General features: G+C 72.5%; 16 protein-coding genes. 8 read left to right on the forward strand and 8 right to left on the reverse strand.

Features of this window, described 5'->3' with window-relative positions:
* The first annotated feature begins 385 nt into the window (after nt 1–385).
* The 4 genes from ACGFSC_RS24665 (at nt 386) to ACGFSC_RS24680 (ending at nt 5,625) form a co-directional block, all read left to right on the forward strand.
* Nucleotides 386–1,876 (forward strand): APC family permease, encoded by a 1,491-nt coding sequence (locus tag ACGFSC_RS24665; protein WP_359914563.1) that lies wholly within the window; start codon nt 386–388, stop codon nt 1,874–1,876.
* Nucleotides 1,873–2,310, forward strand: a complete 438-nt coding sequence (locus ACGFSC_RS24670; protein ID WP_359914560.1) for a hypothetical protein — start codon at nt 1,873–1,875, stop codon at nt 2,308–2,310. Before ACGFSC_RS24665 ends, ACGFSC_RS24670 begins: the two co-directional genes overlap by 4 nt.
* A complete protein-coding gene (locus tag ACGFSC_RS24675; protein ID WP_359914557.1) occupies nt 2,303–3,721 on the forward strand; it encodes a dipeptidase in 1,419 nt (472 codons plus the stop codon). Before ACGFSC_RS24670 ends, ACGFSC_RS24675 begins: the two co-directional genes overlap by 8 nt.
* Before the next feature lie 386 nt (nt 3,722–4,107).
* Nucleotides 4,108–5,625: an FAD-dependent monooxygenase gene (locus ACGFSC_RS24680; protein WP_359914554.1), complete on the forward strand. Its 1,518-nt coding sequence runs from the start codon at nt 4,108–4,110 to the stop codon at nt 5,623–5,625.
* A gap of 216 nt (nt 5,626–5,841) precedes the next feature.
* Here the strand turns inward: ACGFSC_RS24680 and ACGFSC_RS24685 are convergent, their stop codons facing one another.
* From ACGFSC_RS24685 to ACGFSC_RS24700, 4 genes are all read right to left on the reverse strand, one after another.
* Entirely contained in the window at nt 5,842–6,567 is a 726-nt protein-coding gene (locus ACGFSC_RS24685; protein ID WP_359914551.1) for a hypothetical protein, read from the reverse strand.
* Between the two features lie 269 nt (nt 6,568–6,836).
* Nucleotides 6,837–7,508: an FCD domain-containing protein gene (locus ACGFSC_RS24690; protein WP_359914548.1), complete on the reverse strand. Its 672-nt coding sequence runs from the start codon at nt 7,506–7,508 to the stop codon at nt 6,837–6,839.
* A gap of 40 nt (nt 7,509–7,548) precedes the next feature.
* On the reverse strand, nt 7,549–8,868 hold the full coding sequence (locus ACGFSC_RS24695) for an MFS transporter (protein ID WP_359914545.1): 1,320 nt from the start codon (nt 8,866–8,868) through the stop codon (nt 7,549–7,551).
* A complete protein-coding gene (locus tag ACGFSC_RS24700) occupies nt 8,865–10,379 on the reverse strand; it encodes an amidase (protein WP_359914542.1) in 1,515 nt (504 codons plus the stop codon). Before ACGFSC_RS24700 ends, ACGFSC_RS24695 begins: the two co-directional genes overlap by 4 nt.
* A gap of 314 nt (nt 10,380–10,693) precedes the next feature.
* Between ACGFSC_RS24700 and ACGFSC_RS24705 the strand changes: the two genes are divergently transcribed.
* Complete coding sequence (locus ACGFSC_RS24705) at nt 10,694–11,953, forward strand: MFS transporter (RefSeq protein ID WP_359914539.1); 1,260 nt, start codon at nt 10,694–10,696, stop codon at nt 11,951–11,953.
* A 10-nt stretch (nt 11,954–11,963) separates the two neighbouring features.
* Nucleotides 11,964–12,170, forward strand: a complete 207-nt coding sequence (locus ACGFSC_RS24710; RefSeq protein ID WP_359914536.1) for a hypothetical protein — start codon at nt 11,964–11,966, stop codon at nt 12,168–12,170.
* 61 nt (nt 12,171–12,231) lie between these two features.
* Here the strand turns inward: ACGFSC_RS24710 and ACGFSC_RS24715 are convergent, their stop codons facing one another.
* Both ACGFSC_RS24715 and ACGFSC_RS24720 read right to left on the reverse strand, forming a co-directional pair.
* Entirely contained in the window at nt 12,232–12,801 is a 570-nt protein-coding gene (locus ACGFSC_RS24715; protein ID WP_359914533.1) for a peptide deformylase, read from the reverse strand.
* Between the two features lie 47 nt (nt 12,802–12,848).
* Complete coding sequence (locus ACGFSC_RS24720; RefSeq protein WP_359914530.1) at nt 12,849–13,772, reverse strand: phosphotransferase; 924 nt, start codon at nt 13,770–13,772, stop codon at nt 12,849–12,851.
* Nucleotides 13,773–13,909: 137 nt separating this feature from the next.
* On the opposite strand from ACGFSC_RS24720, the gene ACGFSC_RS24725 reads away from it, so the two are divergent.
* The gene (locus ACGFSC_RS24725) at nt 13,910–14,095 is read left to right on the forward strand and encodes a hypothetical protein (protein WP_359914527.1); all 186 of its coding nucleotides are present in this window, start codon (nt 13,910–13,912) and stop codon (nt 14,093–14,095) included.
* A 97-nt stretch (nt 14,096–14,192) separates the two neighbouring features.
* Here ACGFSC_RS24725 and ACGFSC_RS24730 read toward each other — a convergent pair whose 3' ends face one another.
* A complete protein-coding gene (locus tag ACGFSC_RS24730; protein WP_359914524.1) occupies nt 14,193–15,416 on the reverse strand; it encodes a glycosyltransferase in 1,224 nt (407 codons plus the stop codon).
* A gap of 377 nt (nt 15,417–15,793) precedes the next feature.
* Between ACGFSC_RS24730 and ACGFSC_RS24735 the strand changes: the two genes are divergently transcribed.
* Entirely contained in the window at nt 15,794–16,357 is a 564-nt protein-coding gene (locus ACGFSC_RS24735) for a hypothetical protein (protein WP_359914522.1), read from the forward strand.
* Nucleotides 16,358–16,506: 149 nt separating this feature from the next.
* Here the strand turns inward: ACGFSC_RS24735 and ACGFSC_RS24740 are convergent, their stop codons facing one another.
* Entirely contained in the window at nt 16,507–18,690 is a 2,184-nt protein-coding gene (locus ACGFSC_RS24740; protein ID WP_359908922.1) for a DUF11 domain-containing protein, read from the reverse strand.
* Between the last annotated feature and the right edge of the window lie 264 nt (nt 18,691–18,954).

Raw genomic sequence — 18,954 nt, forward strand, 5'->3', positions numbered from 1 at the left:
GCCGCGAGCGGCTCCGCCCCACCACCCACCGAAATTGCGCATTCCTGCGCCCGGTCCACGGCCCGGCGTCGCCGCGCGGAACCTCGTCCGGATTGTGCGAGCCCTTCGGCTCTCCGCCGTCCATCCGGCCGCCTGCTCCTGCTCCTGCTCCTGCTGGGCAACCGCTCTCAAGGCGGCCTCCCCATACCCCTTTTCCCCGCCGCGTCGGACGGCGGCGCTCTCGAATGCGTCGCTCCGCCCGTCCGTGTCGCGCGAGGGTGATCCGGGCTCCTGCGGCGTGCCTGGCGCTTCGGACGGTCCATTCCGGCATGCCGACGGCGCGCATCGTGGCGATCCTTCTGTGTGAGGTGTCGGCTCACAGCCGATCGCGGCGCAGGAGGTTCCGATGAGCAGTTCGGAGGTGCCGGCGGACGATGCCGAGCGATCGAGCGGCGCCCGGGCCGCGGACGCTGCGCGGGCAACGGCCGGATCGCAGAAGATCACCTGGTTGACGCTGGCACTGATGACGACAAGCTCCGTCGCGAGCCTGCGCGCCTCGCCCACCATGGCGGTGTACGGCCTCGCCTGTGTCTTCCTGTACCTGGTGCCGGCCATCGTGTTCCTGCTGCCCACCGCGCTGGTGTCGGCCGAGCTGGCCTCCGGCTGGAGCGGCGGTGTCTACAACTGGGTGGCGCAGGGGCTGTCGAAGCCACTGGCCTTCCTCGCCGTCTGGTGCCAGTTCGCCATGACGATCTTCTACTACCCCAGCCTGCTGGCCTTCGTGGCCAGCACGATCTCCTACGTGATCAACCCGGCGCTGGCCAGCAACGGCGTCTACACCGCGATCGTCATCGTGGTGCTGTACTGGACCGGCGTCTGGGTGTCCTCCCGCGGCACGAATGCCGTCGCGGGGCTGGCCTCCGGCGGTCTGATCATCGGCACGCTGATCCCCGGCACGTTGCTGGTCCTGCTCGGGTTCGTCTTCCTCGGCCAGGGCAACGCCTCCGCCGCACCGATGAACGCCTCGCACATCCTCCCCGAGTGGACCGGCATCGCCAGCCTGGTGCTCATCGTGAACAACTTCCTCAGCTACTCCGGCATGGAGATGAACGCGGTCCACGTCAACAAGCTCCGCGACCCGGCCAAGGAGTTCCCGAAGTCGATGTTCCTGGCCATGGGCATGGTGCTGCTGATCTTCATCCTGCCGGCCCTGGCCATCAGCTGGGTCATCCCGGCCGACCAGCTCAGCCTCACCGCCGGAGTCATGCAGGCCTTCGACGCCTTCTTCCAGTACTTCCACATCGGCTGGCTGGTCCCGATCGTCGCGTTCGCGCTCTGTGCCGCCTCGCTCGGCGGAATGCTCACCTGGCTGGCCGGCCCCTCGAAGGGCCTGCTGCTGATCTCCCGCCAGGAGGGCTACCTCCCGCCCTACCTGCAGAAGCTCAACAAGCACGGCATCCAGCAGAACATCCTGGTCACCCAGGGCCTGCTCACCACGGTGATCGCCCTGCTGTACGCACTGATCCCGAACGTGTCCAGTGTCTACTGGATCTTCTCGGTGATCACCACCCAGGTGTACCTGATCATGTATCTGCTGATGTTCCTGGCCGCCGTCCAACTGCGCCGCAAGCTGCCGGACCACCCCCGCGGCTACCGTGCGCCGGTGCTCACCACGCTCTGCGTGGTCGGCTTCGTCGCCTCCGCGCTGGCCATGGTGATCGGCTTCATCCCGTCCTCCCAGTTCGGCGGCGGTAGCGGCTGGACGTACGTCGCCATCGTCGGCGGCGGCCTGCTGCTCCTCGGAGTGGTCATCCCCTTCGGCTTCCTGAAGGCGCGCAAGCCCCGTTGGCGCCAGCCCGACGCGGACGCCGTTCCCGTGGACGGAGGCGCCGCATGAGCCCCACCCTGATGCGGTCCCAGCACCGCTGGATCTACATCGGCGCGATCGTGGTGCTGGTCGCCATGATGATCATCGGGCTGCTCACGTACACCCAGCAGCGGGCCACCAACGAGGCCCACCGAAAGGCGAACCAGCTGAACGACGCCCTCGTCGCCCAGGGCTTCCACTCCCAGGATGTCGAGAACCTCGCCCTCACCCTCGGCACCAGCGGAGGCCCCGTCTGCGACGACCCCAACTCGGCACTCAAACGCGCCCTCTGGCTGGTCCAGCTCTCCAACGGAGCAGGTGGCCCCGGACAGCGCCCGATCATCGCCGACCAGCGGATCCTTGAGGCCGGCGCCGAGGTGATCAAGGTGTACTGCCCGGACAGGCTGGACGACTACCAGAAGAAGATCAACAGCCTCAAGACCGCGGACGTGATCAATGACTGAGCCCGGACCGGCGAACGACCCGACCGACGACCTCGCCGACCGGGTGGCCGCACTCATGCCCCGGGCGAAGGCCGACCTCGCCGAGCTGGTCCGGATCCCGTCGGTCGCGGACGCCCGCCAGTTCCCGCCCGAGCACTGCCTGCACGCCGCCCAATGGGTCGCCGCGGCCTTCGCCGAGGCAGGACTGGAGGACGTCAGGCTCGCGGCGACCCCGGACGGCAGCCACGCGGTGCTCGGCCACCGACCGGCCCCGCCCGGAGCCCCCACCGTCCTGCTCTACAGCCACTACGACGTGCAGCCGCCCCTCGACGACTCCGCCTGGCAGTCCCCTCCGTTCGAGCTCACCGAGCGCGACGGCCGCTGGTACGGGCGCGGCGCGGCCGACTGCAAGGGCAACATCGTCATGCACCTCACGGCTCTGCGCGCACTGGGCGACGACATCCCGGTGGGCCTCAAGCTGGTGGTCGAAGGCTCCGAGGAGCAGGGCACCGGCGGGCTGGAGGCCTACGTCCCCGACCACGCCGACGAGTTGCGGGCGGACGCGCTGCTCATCTGCGACACCGGCAACGCGGCCGTGGGAATCCCCACCGCAACGACCGTGCTGCGCGGCCTGGCCAACGTCGTCGTGACCGTCTCCACGCTGGCCGGGGACCTGCACTCCGGCATGTTCGGCGGCCCCGCCCCGGACGCCCTGGCCGCGCTGATCCGCATGCTGGACTCCCTGCGCGACACCGACGGCACCACCCGCGTCAACGGCCTGGACAACGACGGCATCTGGCCGGGGATCGGCTACGACGAGCAACAGTTCCGCACGGACGCCGGGGTGCTGGACGGGGTCGGGCTGCTCGGCTCCGGAAGCGTCGCGGACCGGCTGTGGGCGCGCCCGGCCGTCACCGTCCTCGGCATCGACTGCCCGCCCGTGGTCGGCTCCGCCGCCGCCGTCCCCGCCACGGCCAGGGCCCGGGTCAGCCTGCGTGTGCCGCCCGGCACGGACGCCGCTGCCGCGGCCGACGCGCTGGCCGCTCACCTCCGGGCAGCGGCACCGTGGGGGGCGAGGGTCGAGGTGGAACGGGAGGGCACCGGCTCGGCGTTCCGTGCCTCCACGGACGGCCCGGCTTACGCCGCTCTCGACCGTGCGGTGCGGGACGCCTACGGCAAACCGGTCTCCTTCCTCGGCCAGGGCGGCTCGATCCCGCTGTGCAACGTCCTCGCCGGCACGTTCCCCGACGCCGAACTGATCCTGATGGGCGTCGAGGAACCCCGCTGCCTGATCCACGCGCCGAACGAGAGTGTCGAACCGTCGGAGATCGAGCGGATGGCCCACGCCGAAGCGCTCTTCCTGCGCTACTACGGTGCCGACCACGGCCAGTCTTCGGACGACGCCGCGTCTTCCTCGGCGGACTACTGCTGATCGTGGCCTCGTGCGTGCTGATCGCGCTCGCCAACGGCGGCGGGCTGGTGATCGCCGGCCGCGCTCGGCCGGCAAGGACTGTCCTGGATCGACGCGGGCATCGCCGCCGCCCGCGTGCCACCGATCCTGCGCACCAACCCGGACATCCGGCGGGTCCTCGGCCGGCCCCTCGCCCCTTCGCCGAGTGGGCCGCCCGCAAGGCCGCCGCGTTCCGCTGGGACCGGGCACCGACCGGGGGCGCGCGGGGCGGCGTGCCCGGCGGGCTGCCGGTCGGGTGTCAGCGGCCTGTCGGTGACGCGTCGGTCGGATGCAGGTGGGCTCTGGGACCTTCGAGAGGTCCCGCCGGGTGCCGATCCGGCTGCGGATTCAGGGGAAGGGGATCTCTTGTGCATGACGTAGTGATCGTGGGCGCCGGCCCGGTGGGGCTGTTCCTCGCCTGCGAGCTCGGCCTCGCGGGCTGCTCGGTCCTGGTGCTCGAGCGGGATCCGGAACCCCGCTCGCCGTTCAAGGCGCTGCCGTTCGGCATCCGGGGCCTGTCCTCCGCCTCGGTCCAGGCGTTCCACCGCCGCGGGATGCTGCAGCAACTGCTGAAGGCATCGGGCGTCGACGATGCGCCCGGCGTACACCCGGGACCGGGCGCGCCGTCAATTCCTCGTCGCGGTGGCCACTTCGCCGGCATGATGCTCGATCCGGCCAAGATCGACTTCGCGGCCCTGCCGTACCGGCTGCCCAACCCGGCACCGGAGGGCCTGCCGACACACGTCGAAGCCATCGAGGCGGTGCTGGCCGAGCGGGCGTCCGAGCTGGGCGTGGACGTCAGGCGCGGCGTCACGGTTTCGGCCATCGCGCACAACGACGGGGGCGTGATCGCGCAGGCGGGCGAACACGCTTACACGGCACGCTGGCTGGTCGGCTGCGACGGCGGACGCAGTACCGTACGCGGGCTCGCGGGCTTCGACTTCGTCGGGACCGAGCCGCTGTGCACCGGCTACACCATGCTCGCCACCGTCGCCGACCCCGAGAAGCTGAGCCCCGGGTTCAATCTGACGCCGACGGGCATGTACCTCCAGCCCGCGGGGGACTACATCGCCGTGCTGGACTTCGACGGCGGCGCGTTCGACCGCTCGCGGCAGCCGACGCGCGACCATCTCCAGACGGTTCTGCGCCGGGTGTCCGGCACCGACGTGACGCTGGGCGAGGTCCGTCTCGCGTCGAGCTTCACCGATCGGGCGATGCAGACGACGGCCTACCGGCGCGGACGCGTCCTGCTCGCGGGCGACGCCGCTCACATCCACTCGCCGCTGGGCGGGCAGGGACTCAACGCCGGTATCGGCGATGCCCTGAACCTGGGCTGGAAGCTGGCGGCGGCCGTGCACGGACACGCGCCGGACGGACTTCTCGACACCTACGGCCGCGAGCGCCGTCCGGTGGGGTCGGCCGTGCTCGACTGGTCGCGCGCACAGGTGGCGGCCATGCGGCCGGACCCGCACGGCCAGGCCGTCCAAGGGGTGATTCGCGACCTGATCAACACCCGTGACGGAGCGACCTACGTGTTCGAGAGGATGTCGGGATCGTCCATCCGTTACGACCTCGGCAGCGAGCACCCGCTGGTCGGCCGCAGCGCCCCGGACCTTCGCCTGGAGGACGGCACCCGTCTTGGCGACCTGATGCGGGACGGACGGGGCGTCACGCTCGACTTCAGCGCCGACCGATGCCTGCACGCTCCGGCGAGGGGCTGGGAGGGCCGGATGCGGTACGCGGCCGGTCCGGCGAAGGACGACCTCGGATTGGGTGCCGTGCTGGTCCGGCCCGACGGCGTGGTCGCCTGGGCAGGCGACCACGCACCTGATCGTGAAGGGTTCGAGCGGGCCGCGGGCCGCTGGTTCGGCAGTCCGGAAAGCTGAAACGGGCGCCGCCCGGCACCCCGAGAACGTCCGCTTCCCCGAGCCCGGACGTCGGACCGTGCGGACGCGGTGACCCCTCCAGCCCCGCGGCGGGCCGGAGGGGTCACCGAGTCCGCGCGGCGAGGCCGACGAGCTCGATGCCATCGCCGAGGCCGCCGGCAACCAACAGTGCGGCGGCGCGATCACCGTCGGTGCACCGCGGGCGACCACCTACGGTCAATATCCGGCTGGGCTCCCCATCGATTCACCGACGGTCGAAGCTCGGGCCACGTCCCGGACCGGCTGCGGGTAGCCGATCTCGGCGATGTCCTCGGCCAGGTCTGCGAGGGTGAGCTCCGAGTTCAGGGATGACACAAGCTTCTGGCTCAGCGGTCGCAAGGCATAGACGTCGCGCACCGCTTCCAGGTCCACGGGAACCTCGTAGTAGTCCTCGGCGAAGCGCTGGAACGCTTCCGGCGAACGGTCGACCAGGAGCTCGAACAGGCTTGTTGCCCCGTCGGGGTCGGAACACCCGGCAGGGAAGTCGATCACGCCGTGCCGCCACCGGTCGTCCGTCGCCTCCCGCCAGAGGCAGGCCGTCACGACGGGAACCTCGTCCTGGTCGGTGAACGCCGGCTCCTCCACGAAGGGCTTGAAGACCTCCGGAACCTCGTCGATCACTCCCGGCCAGGGTTCGCCATCGTTGCCGTACGGGCTCATCGGTGCTTCGTGGGCGAAGCCACGGACATAGGCCCCGGCAGCCGAGAACACGATGGAGTACTCGTCCCCCGACCCGTTGCGCATCGACGCCATCTCCTCGCCGTCGGCCCAGCCGGCGTTGAAGGAGTAGTACCGGCCTTCCCAGTCCGGGCTCAAGATCGCGTCGAGCATCGCCAGTGAGCGGCACAGGTTCCGCAGGTCGGCGATGGAAGGGAGCCGGCGAGCTACGTCGTGGACAGTCATGTGCTCATCCAACCGGATGCCCCTGACACCCGGAGAATCTCCCCACGGCTGTCACGCTCAGTAGCGGTACCGAAGTCAGGTGGGTCAACTCGCGACGGTTGAATACGCGAGACCATGACCTCGGGTGCCAAGGACAATCTGCGCTGTCTGTCGCACCGCCTACGGCTGCACGGCCCGCTGGGCGGCGGCCGGGACCGTCGGGGCTGGACGGTCGGCCGCCGAGACGGCGGACCGGCCCGACGCGGTCGGGCGCGGATTCGGCCCTCGGGTCAGTGCGGGCCGGTTCCCGCCGTGCGCAGTCTGTCGAGGGTGCGGTCCAGGTTGGCCTGGGTCGCCGTGACGGCGGCGTCCGGGTCACCCGCGGCGATCGCCTCGACCAGGGCGCGGTGCGCGCGGGTGATGCTCTCCTCTTCGACGCCGTCGTGGAGCCGGCTGTCGGCCACCACATGGCCGGCCGCCTCGCGCAGCGCGTCGACGAAGGAGTCGAAGAGGCGGATGAGCACCGGGTTGCGCGCCGCCCGTACGACCTGGCGGTGCAGTTCCAGGTCCGTCTCGACGAGTTCGGCCGGGCCGACGGCCGCGTCACGGGCGGCCAGCGCCGCCCGGAGCGCGGCGACGTCCGTCTCGGTGCGCCGCTGCGCGGCCAGTCGGCCCGCCTCCACCTCCAGCGCCGCCCGGACCTCGTACACGTCGAAGACTTCCGAGCGTCGCAGTTCCCGGTCGAACTCCGAGACCGGGGAGGCGGCGGCCACGTACGTGCCCGAGCCCTGCCGGGCGCGCAGCTGGCCGTCGACGATCAGCACCCGGACCGCCTCGCGCGAGGTGGTCCGGCCGACTCCGAGGAGTCGGCTCAGCTCCACCTCGCCGGGCAGTTTGCTGCCGACCGGCCACTCGCCCGTGGCGATCAGTCGGCGCAGCTCGGCCGTGGCCTCCTCCACCATTGAGCGATGGCGTACCGGGCGAACAGTCATGAGGACGACCTTATCGTCCTCCGGGTGCTGCGCCCGTGACGGCCGGTTCGTCGGCCGGCCCGGCCGGATCCTCCCCCGGCCGTTCCGTTCCCGACTCCGGTCCGGACGTCCGCTCGGGGACCGGAGCAGGGGCCGGGGCAGGGAGCTGATCAGGGAGCGGATCAGGGGCCGGCTCCGGACGTGCGCGGTCGCGCAGGCGCAGCGCGGAGCCGAGCCCGAGTGCCAGCACGCCGAGGACCAGGGCGAGGACGGTCCGCAGGCCGTGCGCGTCGGCCAGGCGGCCGAGCACCGGCGCGGCGAGGCCGCCCACGGACATGGCGAGTCCGAGGGTCAGCCCGCTGGCGGTGCCGGGCCGGGTGGGCAGGTAGTCCTGGGCGAGTGTCACCTGTGGGGCGAAGGGCAGGAACATGGCCAGTCCGAACGCCACCGCGCCGGCCATGGCGACCGCGACGGAGGGTGCGAAGGCCACGGCGGCCAGTGCGGGGACGGCCAGCAGGTAGCCGGTGCGGATCGGGGTCATCCGTCCGTGCCGGTCGCCCAGCCAGCCGCCGAGCAGGGTGCCGGCCGCCCCGGCCAGGGTGAGCAGGGTCAGTGCGGTGGCGCCGATTCCCGTCGAGCCGTGGAGGTCGCGCTGGATGTGGAGGGCGAGCATCGAGGTGACCGTCACGTAGGGGATCGACCAGGCGACGGTGGTCGCGGCCAGGCGTCCGAACGCCCGCCAGTCGTCGCGGTGGGCGCTCGTCGCCGCGCCCCGGGTGGGCGACGGGGCCGCCGGGGTGTGGCCACGGTACTGCTGCCAGCGGCCCCGCGCGGCCCACAGCAGGGCCGTCACCAGCGCCGGGACGGCCAGCAGCCAGCTGCCGCCCAGGCCGTAGGCGCCGACCACGAGGGTGACCAGTGCCGGTGCCAGCGAGGCGCCGAGGGTGCCCCCGACGGAGAACAGGCTCATCGCCCGCTGGGACTGTCCGCCGGCGGCCCGGGCCTGGCTGGTGGCGGCCGGGTGGTAGGCGGCGATGCCGATGCCGGCCAGGGCGGCGCAGAGCCAGGTGAGCGGGTAACTGCCGGCCATGGCCGCACCGGTGATCCCGGCCGCGGCGGTGAGGAAGCCGGCCGGGATGAGCCAGCCGCGGTGGCGGCGGTCGACCAGCAGGCCGAACAGCGGCTGGACCACGCTGGACAGGCCGCTCGCGGCCAGGGCGATGCCGGAGACGGCGGTGTAGCTGTAGTGCCGCTGGGACATCAGGAAGGGCAGCAGTGCCGGGACGGCGCCCTGGTAGAGGTCGTTGACAATGTGGGTGCCGGTCAGGAAGGCCAGCTGTCCGCGCTTCATCGCGTCCTCCGCCCGGGCCGCGCCGTCGCCCGCCGGGTCGCCTGCTCCGGCACGGCAGCCCGCTCCAGCACGGCCGCCTGCCGGGCGGCGTGGTGGTGCCAGGGCCGGGCCCGTTCCAGCTGGGCGCCGAGGGAGAGCAGGAGGCCCTCCTGGTGGAGCCGGGCGGTCAGCATCACGCCGATCGGCAGTCCGTCCGGTGTCCAGTGCAGCGGCAGGCTGATCGACGGCCGGCCGGTGAGGTTCGCCACCGGTGTGCGCGGGGTGACGGAGAGCATCCGGGCGTAGGTCCGCTCCGGCTCGTCCGGATCGGCCGACGTGCCGACCGGCAGCGGCGGTTGGTCCGTCGTGGGGCTCAGCACCGCGTCGAAGCGGTCGTAGCGGTGGCAGATCGTCCGGGCGACGGCGGTCAGCGAGGCCGTCGCCGCGGCCAGCCGGACCGCGCTGTGCTCGTTGCCCCGGTCGCGCAGCCAGCGGGTCAGCGGCAGCAGCCGGTCCTCCCGCTCCGGCGGGACGGGGACGGCGGCGGCCAGCACGCTCCACAGCACGGTGAAGTCCGGCAGGTACTCGCCCGGGTCGAACGGCGGGGCCTCCTCCACCCGGTGGCCGAGATCGGCGAGCAGGTCGGCGGTGCGGTGGCTGGCCAGCGCGGCCTCGGGGTGCCAGCCGTCCGTCCGGGGCAGGACCCCGATCCGCAGCGGGCCGGGCTCGCGTTCGCCGCAGGACCGGAAGTGGCTGGGGGAAACGGCGGGGACGGCGGGCAGGGTGCTGCCGTCGCCCGGGATGCTGCCTGCCATCACGTCCAGCAGGATGGCCGCGTCCAGCACCGTCCTGGCCAGCGGGCCGGCGGTGGCCAGCCCGAAGGCGTCCGTGCCGGGGGCGGGCGTCACCCGGCCCCGGCCGGGCTTGAGGCCGACCACACCGCAGGCGGCGGCCGGGATCCGGACCGAGCCGCCGCCATCGCTGCCCAGGGCGCCTGCGGCCAGTCCGGCGGCGACCGAAGCAGCCGCCCCGCCGCTGGAACCCCCGGCACCGCGGCCGGGGTCGTAGGGGCTGCGCGCGGTGGCGTGGACCGTCTCCGTGTAGGAGGAGCAGCCGAACTCGGCGGCCGTGGTGGTGCCCAGCAGCATGCCGCCCGCCGCCCGGAGGGCGCCGACCACGGCGGCGTCCTCCGGAGCGATGCGGTCGTCGAAGGCGGCGGAGCCCGCGGTGAACGGGAGTCCGCGGACCGGCCAGGTGTCCTTCACCGACAGCGGAACGCCGAGCAACGGCGGCAGCGTGGCGGCGTCCCCGGTCCCGTTGCCGCCCCCCGTCCCGGCGGCGGCCAGCCGGGCCTCGGCCGCACGGGCGGCCCGGCGGGCGCCGGACGCGTCGACCGTGCGGTAGGCGCCGAGCACGCCGTCCAGTTCCTCGATCCGGCGCAGGTGGTGGTCGACCAGTTCGGTCGGCGAGACGGTGCGTCGGCGGACCGCCGCGGCCTGTTCGGCCAGCGTCAGGTCATGGAGGTCAGGCATGATCACTCTCCCCAAATAGTCCTCAGGCCCCAAGGTCACCAGGTCTTCATGCCCTCAGGTCCGCAGATCCTCAGGTCCTCAGGCCCTCAGGCCCTCAGGTCCTCTGAGGACTTCACCCTAGGGGCGGGCCCGACCGGTTGGCAAGGCAAGCCTTACTGGACGGCGGGCCTGCTACGGTTCCGGACATGTTCCTCCCCCGTGCGTAGCGGACCCGCCACGACCGTGCCCCCTCTCACCGGGCACGGCGCTCCGGTGTCCCCGCACGCCTCCGGGCACGGCCCCGCCCTGCCCGCCTTCGCCGAGGAACGTCTCCCTTGTCTTCGCCCAACCCCTCCCACTTCTCTTCGCCGACCCCCTCCTACGCCGCCGTCCTGCGCGCCCCGCACGCCGGCCGCACCTTCGGCGCCGCCCTGCTGGGCCGGCTCTCGTACGGGATGGTCCCGCTCGCCATGATGCTGGCCGTCCGGGACGCCACCGGCTCCTACCCGGTGGCCGGCACCGTGCTGGCCCTGTTCGGGCTGACCAGCGTCTTTCTCTCACCGGCCCGTGCCGCCCTGGTCGACCGGTACGGCCCCCGGCGCGCGCTGCCGCCGATGGCCGCGCTGTACGCCGGGCTGCTGACCCTGGTGGCCTGCGCCACCTGGCGGCCGGGCGCACCGCCGGTCCTGACAGGTGCTCTGGTGGTCGCCGCCGGTGCCTGCACCCCGCCACTCGGGCCGGTGATGCGCACGCTCTGGCGCCGACTGCTGCCGGACCAGGAGCTGCTCCGACGGGCGTACAGCCTGGACACCGTCGCCGAGGAACTGCTGTTCGTCAGCGGCCCGCTGCTGGTGGGGCTGCTGCTCGCGCTCGCCGGTCCGACGGCCGGGGTGGCCGCGGGCGCCGGGCTCGTGCTGGCGGGCACCCTGGCACTGGTCTCCTCCCCCGCCGCGCGGGAGGCGGACCGGACCGGACCGGCCGCACCCGGCGCGCGCCCGGACGGCGGGGGAGAGCTGCGCCGGGCGGTGCTCGCCTCGGCCGCGACCGGGCTGGCGCTCGGGGCGCTCGACCTGATGGTGGTGGCCTTCGCCGAGGAGCACGGGCGGGCCGGGGCGGTCGCCTGGATCCTGGCCGCGCTCTCGGCCGGCAGTGCCGTCGGGGGCCTGGCCTACGGCGCCGTCGACTGGTCCGCCCCGAACCGGGCCCGGCTGCCGCTGCTGGTCGCCGGGCTGGGCCTGGCGCTGGCGGGCGCGGGGCTGGCACCGAACCTCCCCGTGCTGACCGCGGCCGTCGCGCTGGCCGGGCTGTTCGTCTCCCCCGTCGTCACCACCGCCTACCTGATCGCCGACGAGACGGCCGCACCACAGGCCCGCACCCGGGCCGGCGCCTGGGTGAACACCGCCTTCAACGCCGGCTCGGCGGGCGGCACCGCGGCCCTCGGCCTGCTGGTCGGCCGGCTGCCGCTGCCGCTCTGCTTCGCCCTGGCGGCCGCCCCCGCGCTGCTCTCCGCCGCGTCAGCCGCCCACCGACTGCGCGACTTTGGTGGCGACAGGTCGCACCGAAAGTCGGATACCGGGGCTGACCTGCGTCTCTAGGCTCAGGGGCATGAAGAATCTGCTCGGTTTCGTGAGCTTCGCCCTCATCGTCGGAGGGATCAGCGGCCTGCTCTCCGACCACCTCGGGGGCTTCCGCCTCTTCGGTTTCGTCCAGTACCTGGTCCCGGGCGGCCACGAGACCGCCGGGTACGCCGGGTTGGTGCTGCTGGGCACCGCCCTGGCCGTCGTCACCGGGCGGATCGGCCGCGCACGGTAGTCGCACATCCGCGACAGAGAGGCCTCGATGCGGTGAGCGCCCGGGGCCGGCCGGGCCGGGATCACTGCTCGTAGGCCCATGCCCGGCCGGTCTGCCGGTACTGCTCGACGGGGATGGGCTCGATGCCGGTCCGCATGCGGGCGGTGTAGAGCAGGCCGTCGAGGTGGTCGATCTCGTGGTGGACCAAGCGGCCGAGTCCGCGATCGTACGTGGTGGTGATCAGCCGGCCGTCCAGCGTGGTGCTCTCCACGATGATCCGCAGTGGTCGGGGGACCATGCCGCGGACGTCGAAGAAGGACAGGCAGCCTTCGTACTGCTCGTCCGTCTCGTCGGAGCGGTCGGTGATCGTCGGGTTGAGCAGGACGATCGCCGGCGCTCCCGGCTCGGCCGGCCGGACGATGGCGGCAGCCCGGCCGATGCCGATCTGGAGTGCCGCGATGCCCATGCCCTTGGCGAAGGGGTGGACCCGGCCGATGCGCTCCATCGCGGCGAACAGCTTCTCGACGACCTGCTCGGCGGCCTCGCGCTCGGCGGGCAGGTCGAAGGGACGGGCGGGCTCGGCAAGGACGGGCGCGCCCTCCCGGACGACGCCGAGGTCACGCATCTGCTCGCTGGGCCGCACCTGGATCACCTGAACTCCCTTTGAATCGTGTCGCGTTCGGGTCGGACCCGGAACCGTCACACGAGCAGCGCCCCGAGCTCCGGAAGCCGGCCGAACAGGTCGGGGAGGCCGCGCACGCCGTTGCGCACGGACTCGTGCGACAGCGCGAGGTCGGGGCCGGTGCTCGCCTCCACACCGGCGAGGCACCGGAGGATGTTCCACCTCGTGTGGCCCAGCCAGCCGCCGATCATGAACACGAACCAGCTCGGACCTGACGGCGGCAGCGCTCCGCCCCCCGCGACATAGCCGTCGAGGACCGAGCGGAAGACGGCGGGCTCGATGCCGTCGAAGCCGGGCCCCTTCGCGAGGCTCAGCGCGGTCGAACCCAACTCACCGGACAGGTCGAGCATCCCGGAGAGCTCCCAGTCGAGCACCACCGGCCGACTCTCCCGAGCGAGCAGGTTCCACGGCTGGATGTCCCCGTGGGTCAGCACGACGGGGCCCGGCCGTTCGCAGGTGTCGACGAAGTGGGCGATCGCGAGGAACGTCTCGACGTGAGAGGCGAGTTCGTCGGCCCACGGCTGTCCGGTCGCCGCCGCCCGCGCGGCGAGCTCGGGCCAGTCCCGTGACGTCGGTTCCTCGATCGACTCACGGGGCCACGCGACGTCGAGCGCGTGGACGCGCGCGAGGATCTCACCGATCTCGAACGCGTACGCCGCCGACACCGGTGCCTCTGGCACCTTCTCTCCCTCGACCCATCGATGAACGAGCGTGCGGTGGCCGGCCGAGATCGGTTCCGGCATCGGGATGCCGGCGGCGAAGGCCGCCCGCTCGAACCTGAACACGTCCTCGACACGATAGGTCCAGCGGCGGTCGACGAGGTTCAACTCCTTCACCGCGAACGACCCTTGGTCGGTGTCGAGCCGGTACATCCGGTTGGCGAACCCGCCGTGGACGCGAGTCATCGGCCCGATCGGCGTGCCGAGATGCGAAAGGTCCATCCACGCATGCTAGTGCCGGCCGCCACTCTGGTCTGCCGGCCTTCTGGACCGGTCCGTGGCGGCATCGCACAGCGTGGGACCATCTCGGCATGCGACTGCTTGCCGATGGGGCCACGCCGACCTCACGGTTGGTTCTGGTGGAGGACTTTGAAACCGACAACGGCTACGCCTTCGAGCTGGCAGGACCGCTCTTCCTGGCCGTCGGTGATCGAATCGGCTTCGAGGACGGGAAGCCGGTCGTCGTGCGGGTGAACGGAGAGCGGCTGGTTCCCGTCGGCTGCTGGTCCACCCGCTGCGGCATCAGGGCCGGCCGACGCAGCTGACCGTGTGCGTTGTGAAGCACCCATGATCGGCTCGGCTCCCCCGCCCCGGACGGTCCGGCGGCGGACGGTCCGGCGGCGGGCGGTTGGGCGGCGGGGCTCAGCGGCCGGGGTTCCGGTCGATCCGGGCGATGCGGTCGAGGACGGCACCGGCGCCGTCCTCGGCTGCGATCAGCCCGGCCACGGCGGCCGCACGGCGGCGGACCGGCTCGGCCAGCGCGGCCGTGATGGCGGCGGCGAGGCGTTCGGCCGTGAGCTCCGCGAACGGCACAGGCTGCGGGGCGACTCCCAGCCGGTGCAGCCGTGCCGCCCAGAACGGCTGGTCGACCATGACGGGCACCGGTACGGCGGGGACCCCGGCGCGCAGCGCGGCGCCGGTGGTGCCGGCTCCGGCGTGGTGGACAACGGCGGCGGTTCGGGGGAAGAGCCAGTCGTGGGGGAGGTCGCCGATGGAGAGGATGCCGTCGCCCGCCGCCTCCAGTCCGGCCCAGCCCGCCTGGACGACTGCGCGTACGCCGGCTTGCCGCACGGCCGCCGTCACCAGTTCGCCCAGCCGGGTGCCCTCGCCGGGTGCCATGCTGCCGAAGCCGATGAACACCGGGGCCGGGCCGGCGTGGAGGAAGTCGACCAGTTCGGCCGGGGGTTGCCAGTCCAGCGGCCGGGCGGGCCACCAGAAGCCCGCCACGTCGACCGGGGCCGGCCAGTCCACCGGGCGCGGCAGCAGCAGGGGGCTGTAGCCGTGGACGACCGGGCGGGTGTGTCCGAGCGGTGGCGGTGGTGTCGTGCCGGGCAGGCCGAGGCGCTGACGCATCCGGGTCACGGCGCCCGAGAACAGCCGGTCCGCGCTCCGGAGCCGTTCCTGGCCGGCGGCCAGGTTGCCCTCCGGTCCCAGGTCCTCGCTGCCGGCGGGGCCGGGCAGCGGGAACTCCCTGGTGGCGAAGGCGGGCGTGAGGTAGGTGCCGAGGACGGGCAGGCCGTGGGCCTCCCCGGCCGTGCGGCTGAGCGGCGACGGGGCGAAGGCGGTGAGCAGCAGGTCGGCTCCGCCCGCCACGGCGTCCGCCACGCCGTCGGCGAGTCCGTCCACGAACGCGGTCATCAGCGCGCGGGTCTCCTCCGGGGAGGTCGCGCGGGCCCTGGCGCGGATGAGTTCCTCCGGGTCCCCCGGCAGCGGCCGGTGCTCCAGGCCGCAGGACTCGATCAGTGTCGTGAAGGTCGGATGGGCGGCCACGGCGACCCGGTGCCCGGCGTCCGTCAGACGCCGGCCCAGGCCCGTGAACGGTGCGACGTCCCCGCGGGAGCCGGTGGTGACGATCAGGATGCGCATGGAGGTGATTCTCCACGACGGGCCCGTGCGAGTCCGGGCTCGGGGCGATGCCCTCACGGTCCGGCCCGGAGGCCCTCGGGCTGTGCGGACGGCTGCTCGCCGGGCGCGCCGCTCTCACCGCCACCGACCGCGCGGAGGGGGCCAACCTTCGGTGAAGTTTGGCCGATAATGAATCGACACCGCCTCTTGCCTCAACCTGCGCTCCCCGGTGCATAGTTAAAGCCCGACTCAAGGCGCACACCTGTGGAAACGCCTTCCCATTGCGTCGACTCCGGAAAGCGGGCGCGCGCGAAAGAGGTTGTTTCCAGTGCGAGAAGAGGGCATCTCTCGGAGGGGGCGGCTCGATGACAAGGCATGGAATTCGCAGGTTGACAGCGTTGGGAAAAGCCGTCATCGCGACAGCGGTGACGGTCTTCACGATCTTGGCGACGACGGGTACGGCCGGTGCCGTCACCGGAGCAGGCCCGAACAGTGCCCGACCCGACTTCTCGGCCCAGGCGAGGAGCGTCGGGCTGAACACTTCTCAGGCTGCGGCACTTCAGGACACGGTCAACGGCTATCTGGCCACAATGGGCGGGACCCAGACAGCCATCAACAGGATCGACCTGAGCGCGGGAGGGAGACTGCTCGTTCCGTTGCCCGGGGAGCAGCGGGCTCGTGATCTCTCCGCGCCGGACGGTCCGGAAGAGTTCTGCCCGTACACCTATGTATGCGCTTTCAGCCTGCCGAACTTCTGGGGCACGTCCCTGCAGTTCTTCACCTGCAATCAGCTGAATCGCATCACCTGGACCGGAACCGGATCGTGGATCAACAATCAGCGGGCCGCATTGCACGCCAAGTTCTACGATCGCAACGGAAATCTCGGCTGGACCTCACCCGGTGGCTTGAGCTGGGACGTTGAAGCCTCCTGGGACTGGGTCTGGTGGCTCAGCCCCTGCTGAGCCGGATCGCGCGCCGGTACGGGCGCCCGCCGGTACGGGCGCGCGCCGGCGCCGTGCCGGGCCGACTGACGGGCATTGCCGGGCAGCCGTGGGGGGCGGCCACCGACAGGGTCGGTGGCCGCCCCCCACGTCAGGGTCGGGACGGGGTGTCAGTGCCGGTGGCGCCGACGGCGGGAGGCGAGGACGAGGGCCGCACCGCCGAGGAGGACGGCGGCGCCGATGCCGCCGATCAGCGCGACCTGGCTGCCCGTCGCGGCGAGACCGCCGCTACCGCCCGGCTGCTGCGGCTTGCCGGTGGGCGCCGGGTCGACGCCGTTGCCGTCGGTCGCGGTCGGCGAGGGCGCGGAGGTCGGCGTGGTGGAGGGCGACGTGGACGGGGAGGCCGTCGGGGACGGTGCGGACGTGGTCACCGTCACGGTGGCCGTGCATTCCCCGGCCGTCGCACCGGCCGGGCAGTTGCCGCCGGGCCGGTCGGCCACCACGGTGTTGCGCAGCGTGTGGTCCCCGGCGGCGGGGTCCTTCACCTTGACGGTGTAGGTGAGCCGGGCGTTGCCGCCGGCCGGCAGGTCGCCGGTCCAGGTGAGGATCGGCTGCGTGTAGGAAGGGGTGCCGAGGGTGGCGGTGGCGTCGCCGTTGTAGGTGGCGTCGTCGAGGACGGCGCTCAGGTCGTCGGTGACGGTCAGTGCGGTGAGGGGCGTGTTCCCGGTGTTGGTGACGTCCACGTGGTAGGTGACGGTGTCGCCGGGGGCGGCCTGGCTCTTGTCGGCGGTCTTGGTGACCCGGTAGCCGGTGTGCTCGGCGACGGTGTTGCGCACGGTGTTGCTGGTGCGGTGCTGTTCGCGGCCGGTCTGGGTGCCGCGGTAGGCGAGGGAGGCGGTGTCGTCGAGCCTGGTGCCCGGTGCGAGGCCGGCGTCGACCCTGGCCCGGAAGGAGACGGTGGTCTCGGCGCCCGGTGCGAGGTCGGCGGTGGGGCAGCTGACGTTGCGTCCGGAGGCGGTGCAGCCGGCGCCGGAGCCGTCGACGTAACTGGTTCCCTGGGGCAGAACGTCGGTCAGGGTGACGCCGGTGGCGGTGTCGAGGTCGGCGGTGGTGCCGTCGGGGTGCCGGTTGGCGATGGTGAAGGTGTAGGTGATCTCGGCTCCGGGGTCGACGAGCCCGGGCGGGTTGTTGGTGGTGGTACCGGCCGGGGTGTTGGCCTTGACGACCTGGAGGTCGGGTTCCAGGGCCTCGACGGCGAGCCAGACCGCCTGGGGGTGCAGCGCGTCGCCCTGGCCGGTGACCTTGAGCACGGCCTGCTTGCTGCCGGCGGGCAGCTTGCCGGTGACGTCGATCGTCCGGGCGTCGTAGCCGACGTTGTTGACCGTGTTCGGGTTGCGGTCGGTGAGGTTGGTGCCGGTGCCGTCGGGCGCGACCCGGTCGATGCGGCTGGTGAAGGCGTTGTCGGGGGCGGGTCCGGTGGCGGTCGGCATCAGCAGCGGTGTCAGCCGACCGGCGTCGGGGCCGACTTCCAGGGAGTCCCCGGCGATGGGGGCGTCGCCGTCGCCGACGATGACGCCCATGGTGGCGGCCGGTGCGCGGCCGGCCGGGGTGCGGATGCCGTCGAGGGTCATGGTGATGCTGGGCTCGGGCGGGCGGATGAGCTGGTAGCCGTCCCAGACCTGCAGGTAGCGCAGCGGCTCCTTGGCGTCCTCGTAGGCGACGACCAGGGACCATCCGCCCCAGCAGCCGACGTTCTGGCCGCCGAAGTCGGAGGTGGAGGAGCGGCCCTGACAGGCCTGGATGTCGGCCACGGTGTACTCGCCGGAACCGGCCGCCCGCACCAGGTCGGTGACGTCCTTGACGCCCGCGTGGGCGGTGAGCGGGGCCGGGGGCGTGCCGCCGGTCTTCTGGTCGAACCAGTCGTAGGTGTCGGCGGTGAGCCGCTGGTAGCCGGTGGCGCCGGGGACCTTGAACTCGACCTGGTCGGCCTTGGAGGCGTCACCGGAGGTGGACAGCCGCGAGGTTCCGACGGGGTTGGACTGCCAGTACAGCCGGGCGTTGAGCACCTTGGCACCCGGCGGGACGGTCAGGGTGGCCGCGGAGGCGGTGTTCCCGGGGGCCTTGGGGTCGGTCTTGACCCAGTTGACCCGGTTGTTGTTGTAGGCGTTGAGGTCGCAGTCGCTGTCCTCGGGGTCGCAGGAGACCACCGAGTTGGACGCCATCGTGAGGTTGCCGTGCGCCAGCAGGTCCAGCGCCGGCTTCGGACCGATCGGCCGCTGCGCCCCGCTCGTACCGGCCTTCGCCGGCGGTGCCGCGGCGGCGTGCACGGCGAACGGCACGGACGACGCGAGCACGAGCGTCGTGGTGGCGAGAGCCCCGAGTACCGCGCGACCGGGCACGCGCCGGGCCCGGGATCCGGGTATCGGCCGCACCGCGTTCGTGACGGATGGTATGCGGTCGCTCAAGGTAGTTCTCCTGGGAGTGCTTGAGGGTACGGGAGGGTGAGGGGATGCCCTCCGGGCGGGTTCAGGACGATTGGTCCGAATTCATCCGCCGAGGAAGAATATGTCACACACTGACCAGTTTGGGTTAATGCGGCGTTCACAATCGGCACGCCC

Source organism: Kitasatospora sp. NPDC048715 (assembly GCF_043198905.1).
Taxonomy (GTDB): domain Bacteria; phylum Actinomycetota; class Actinomycetes; order Streptomycetales; family Streptomycetaceae; genus Kitasatospora; species Kitasatospora lactacystinica.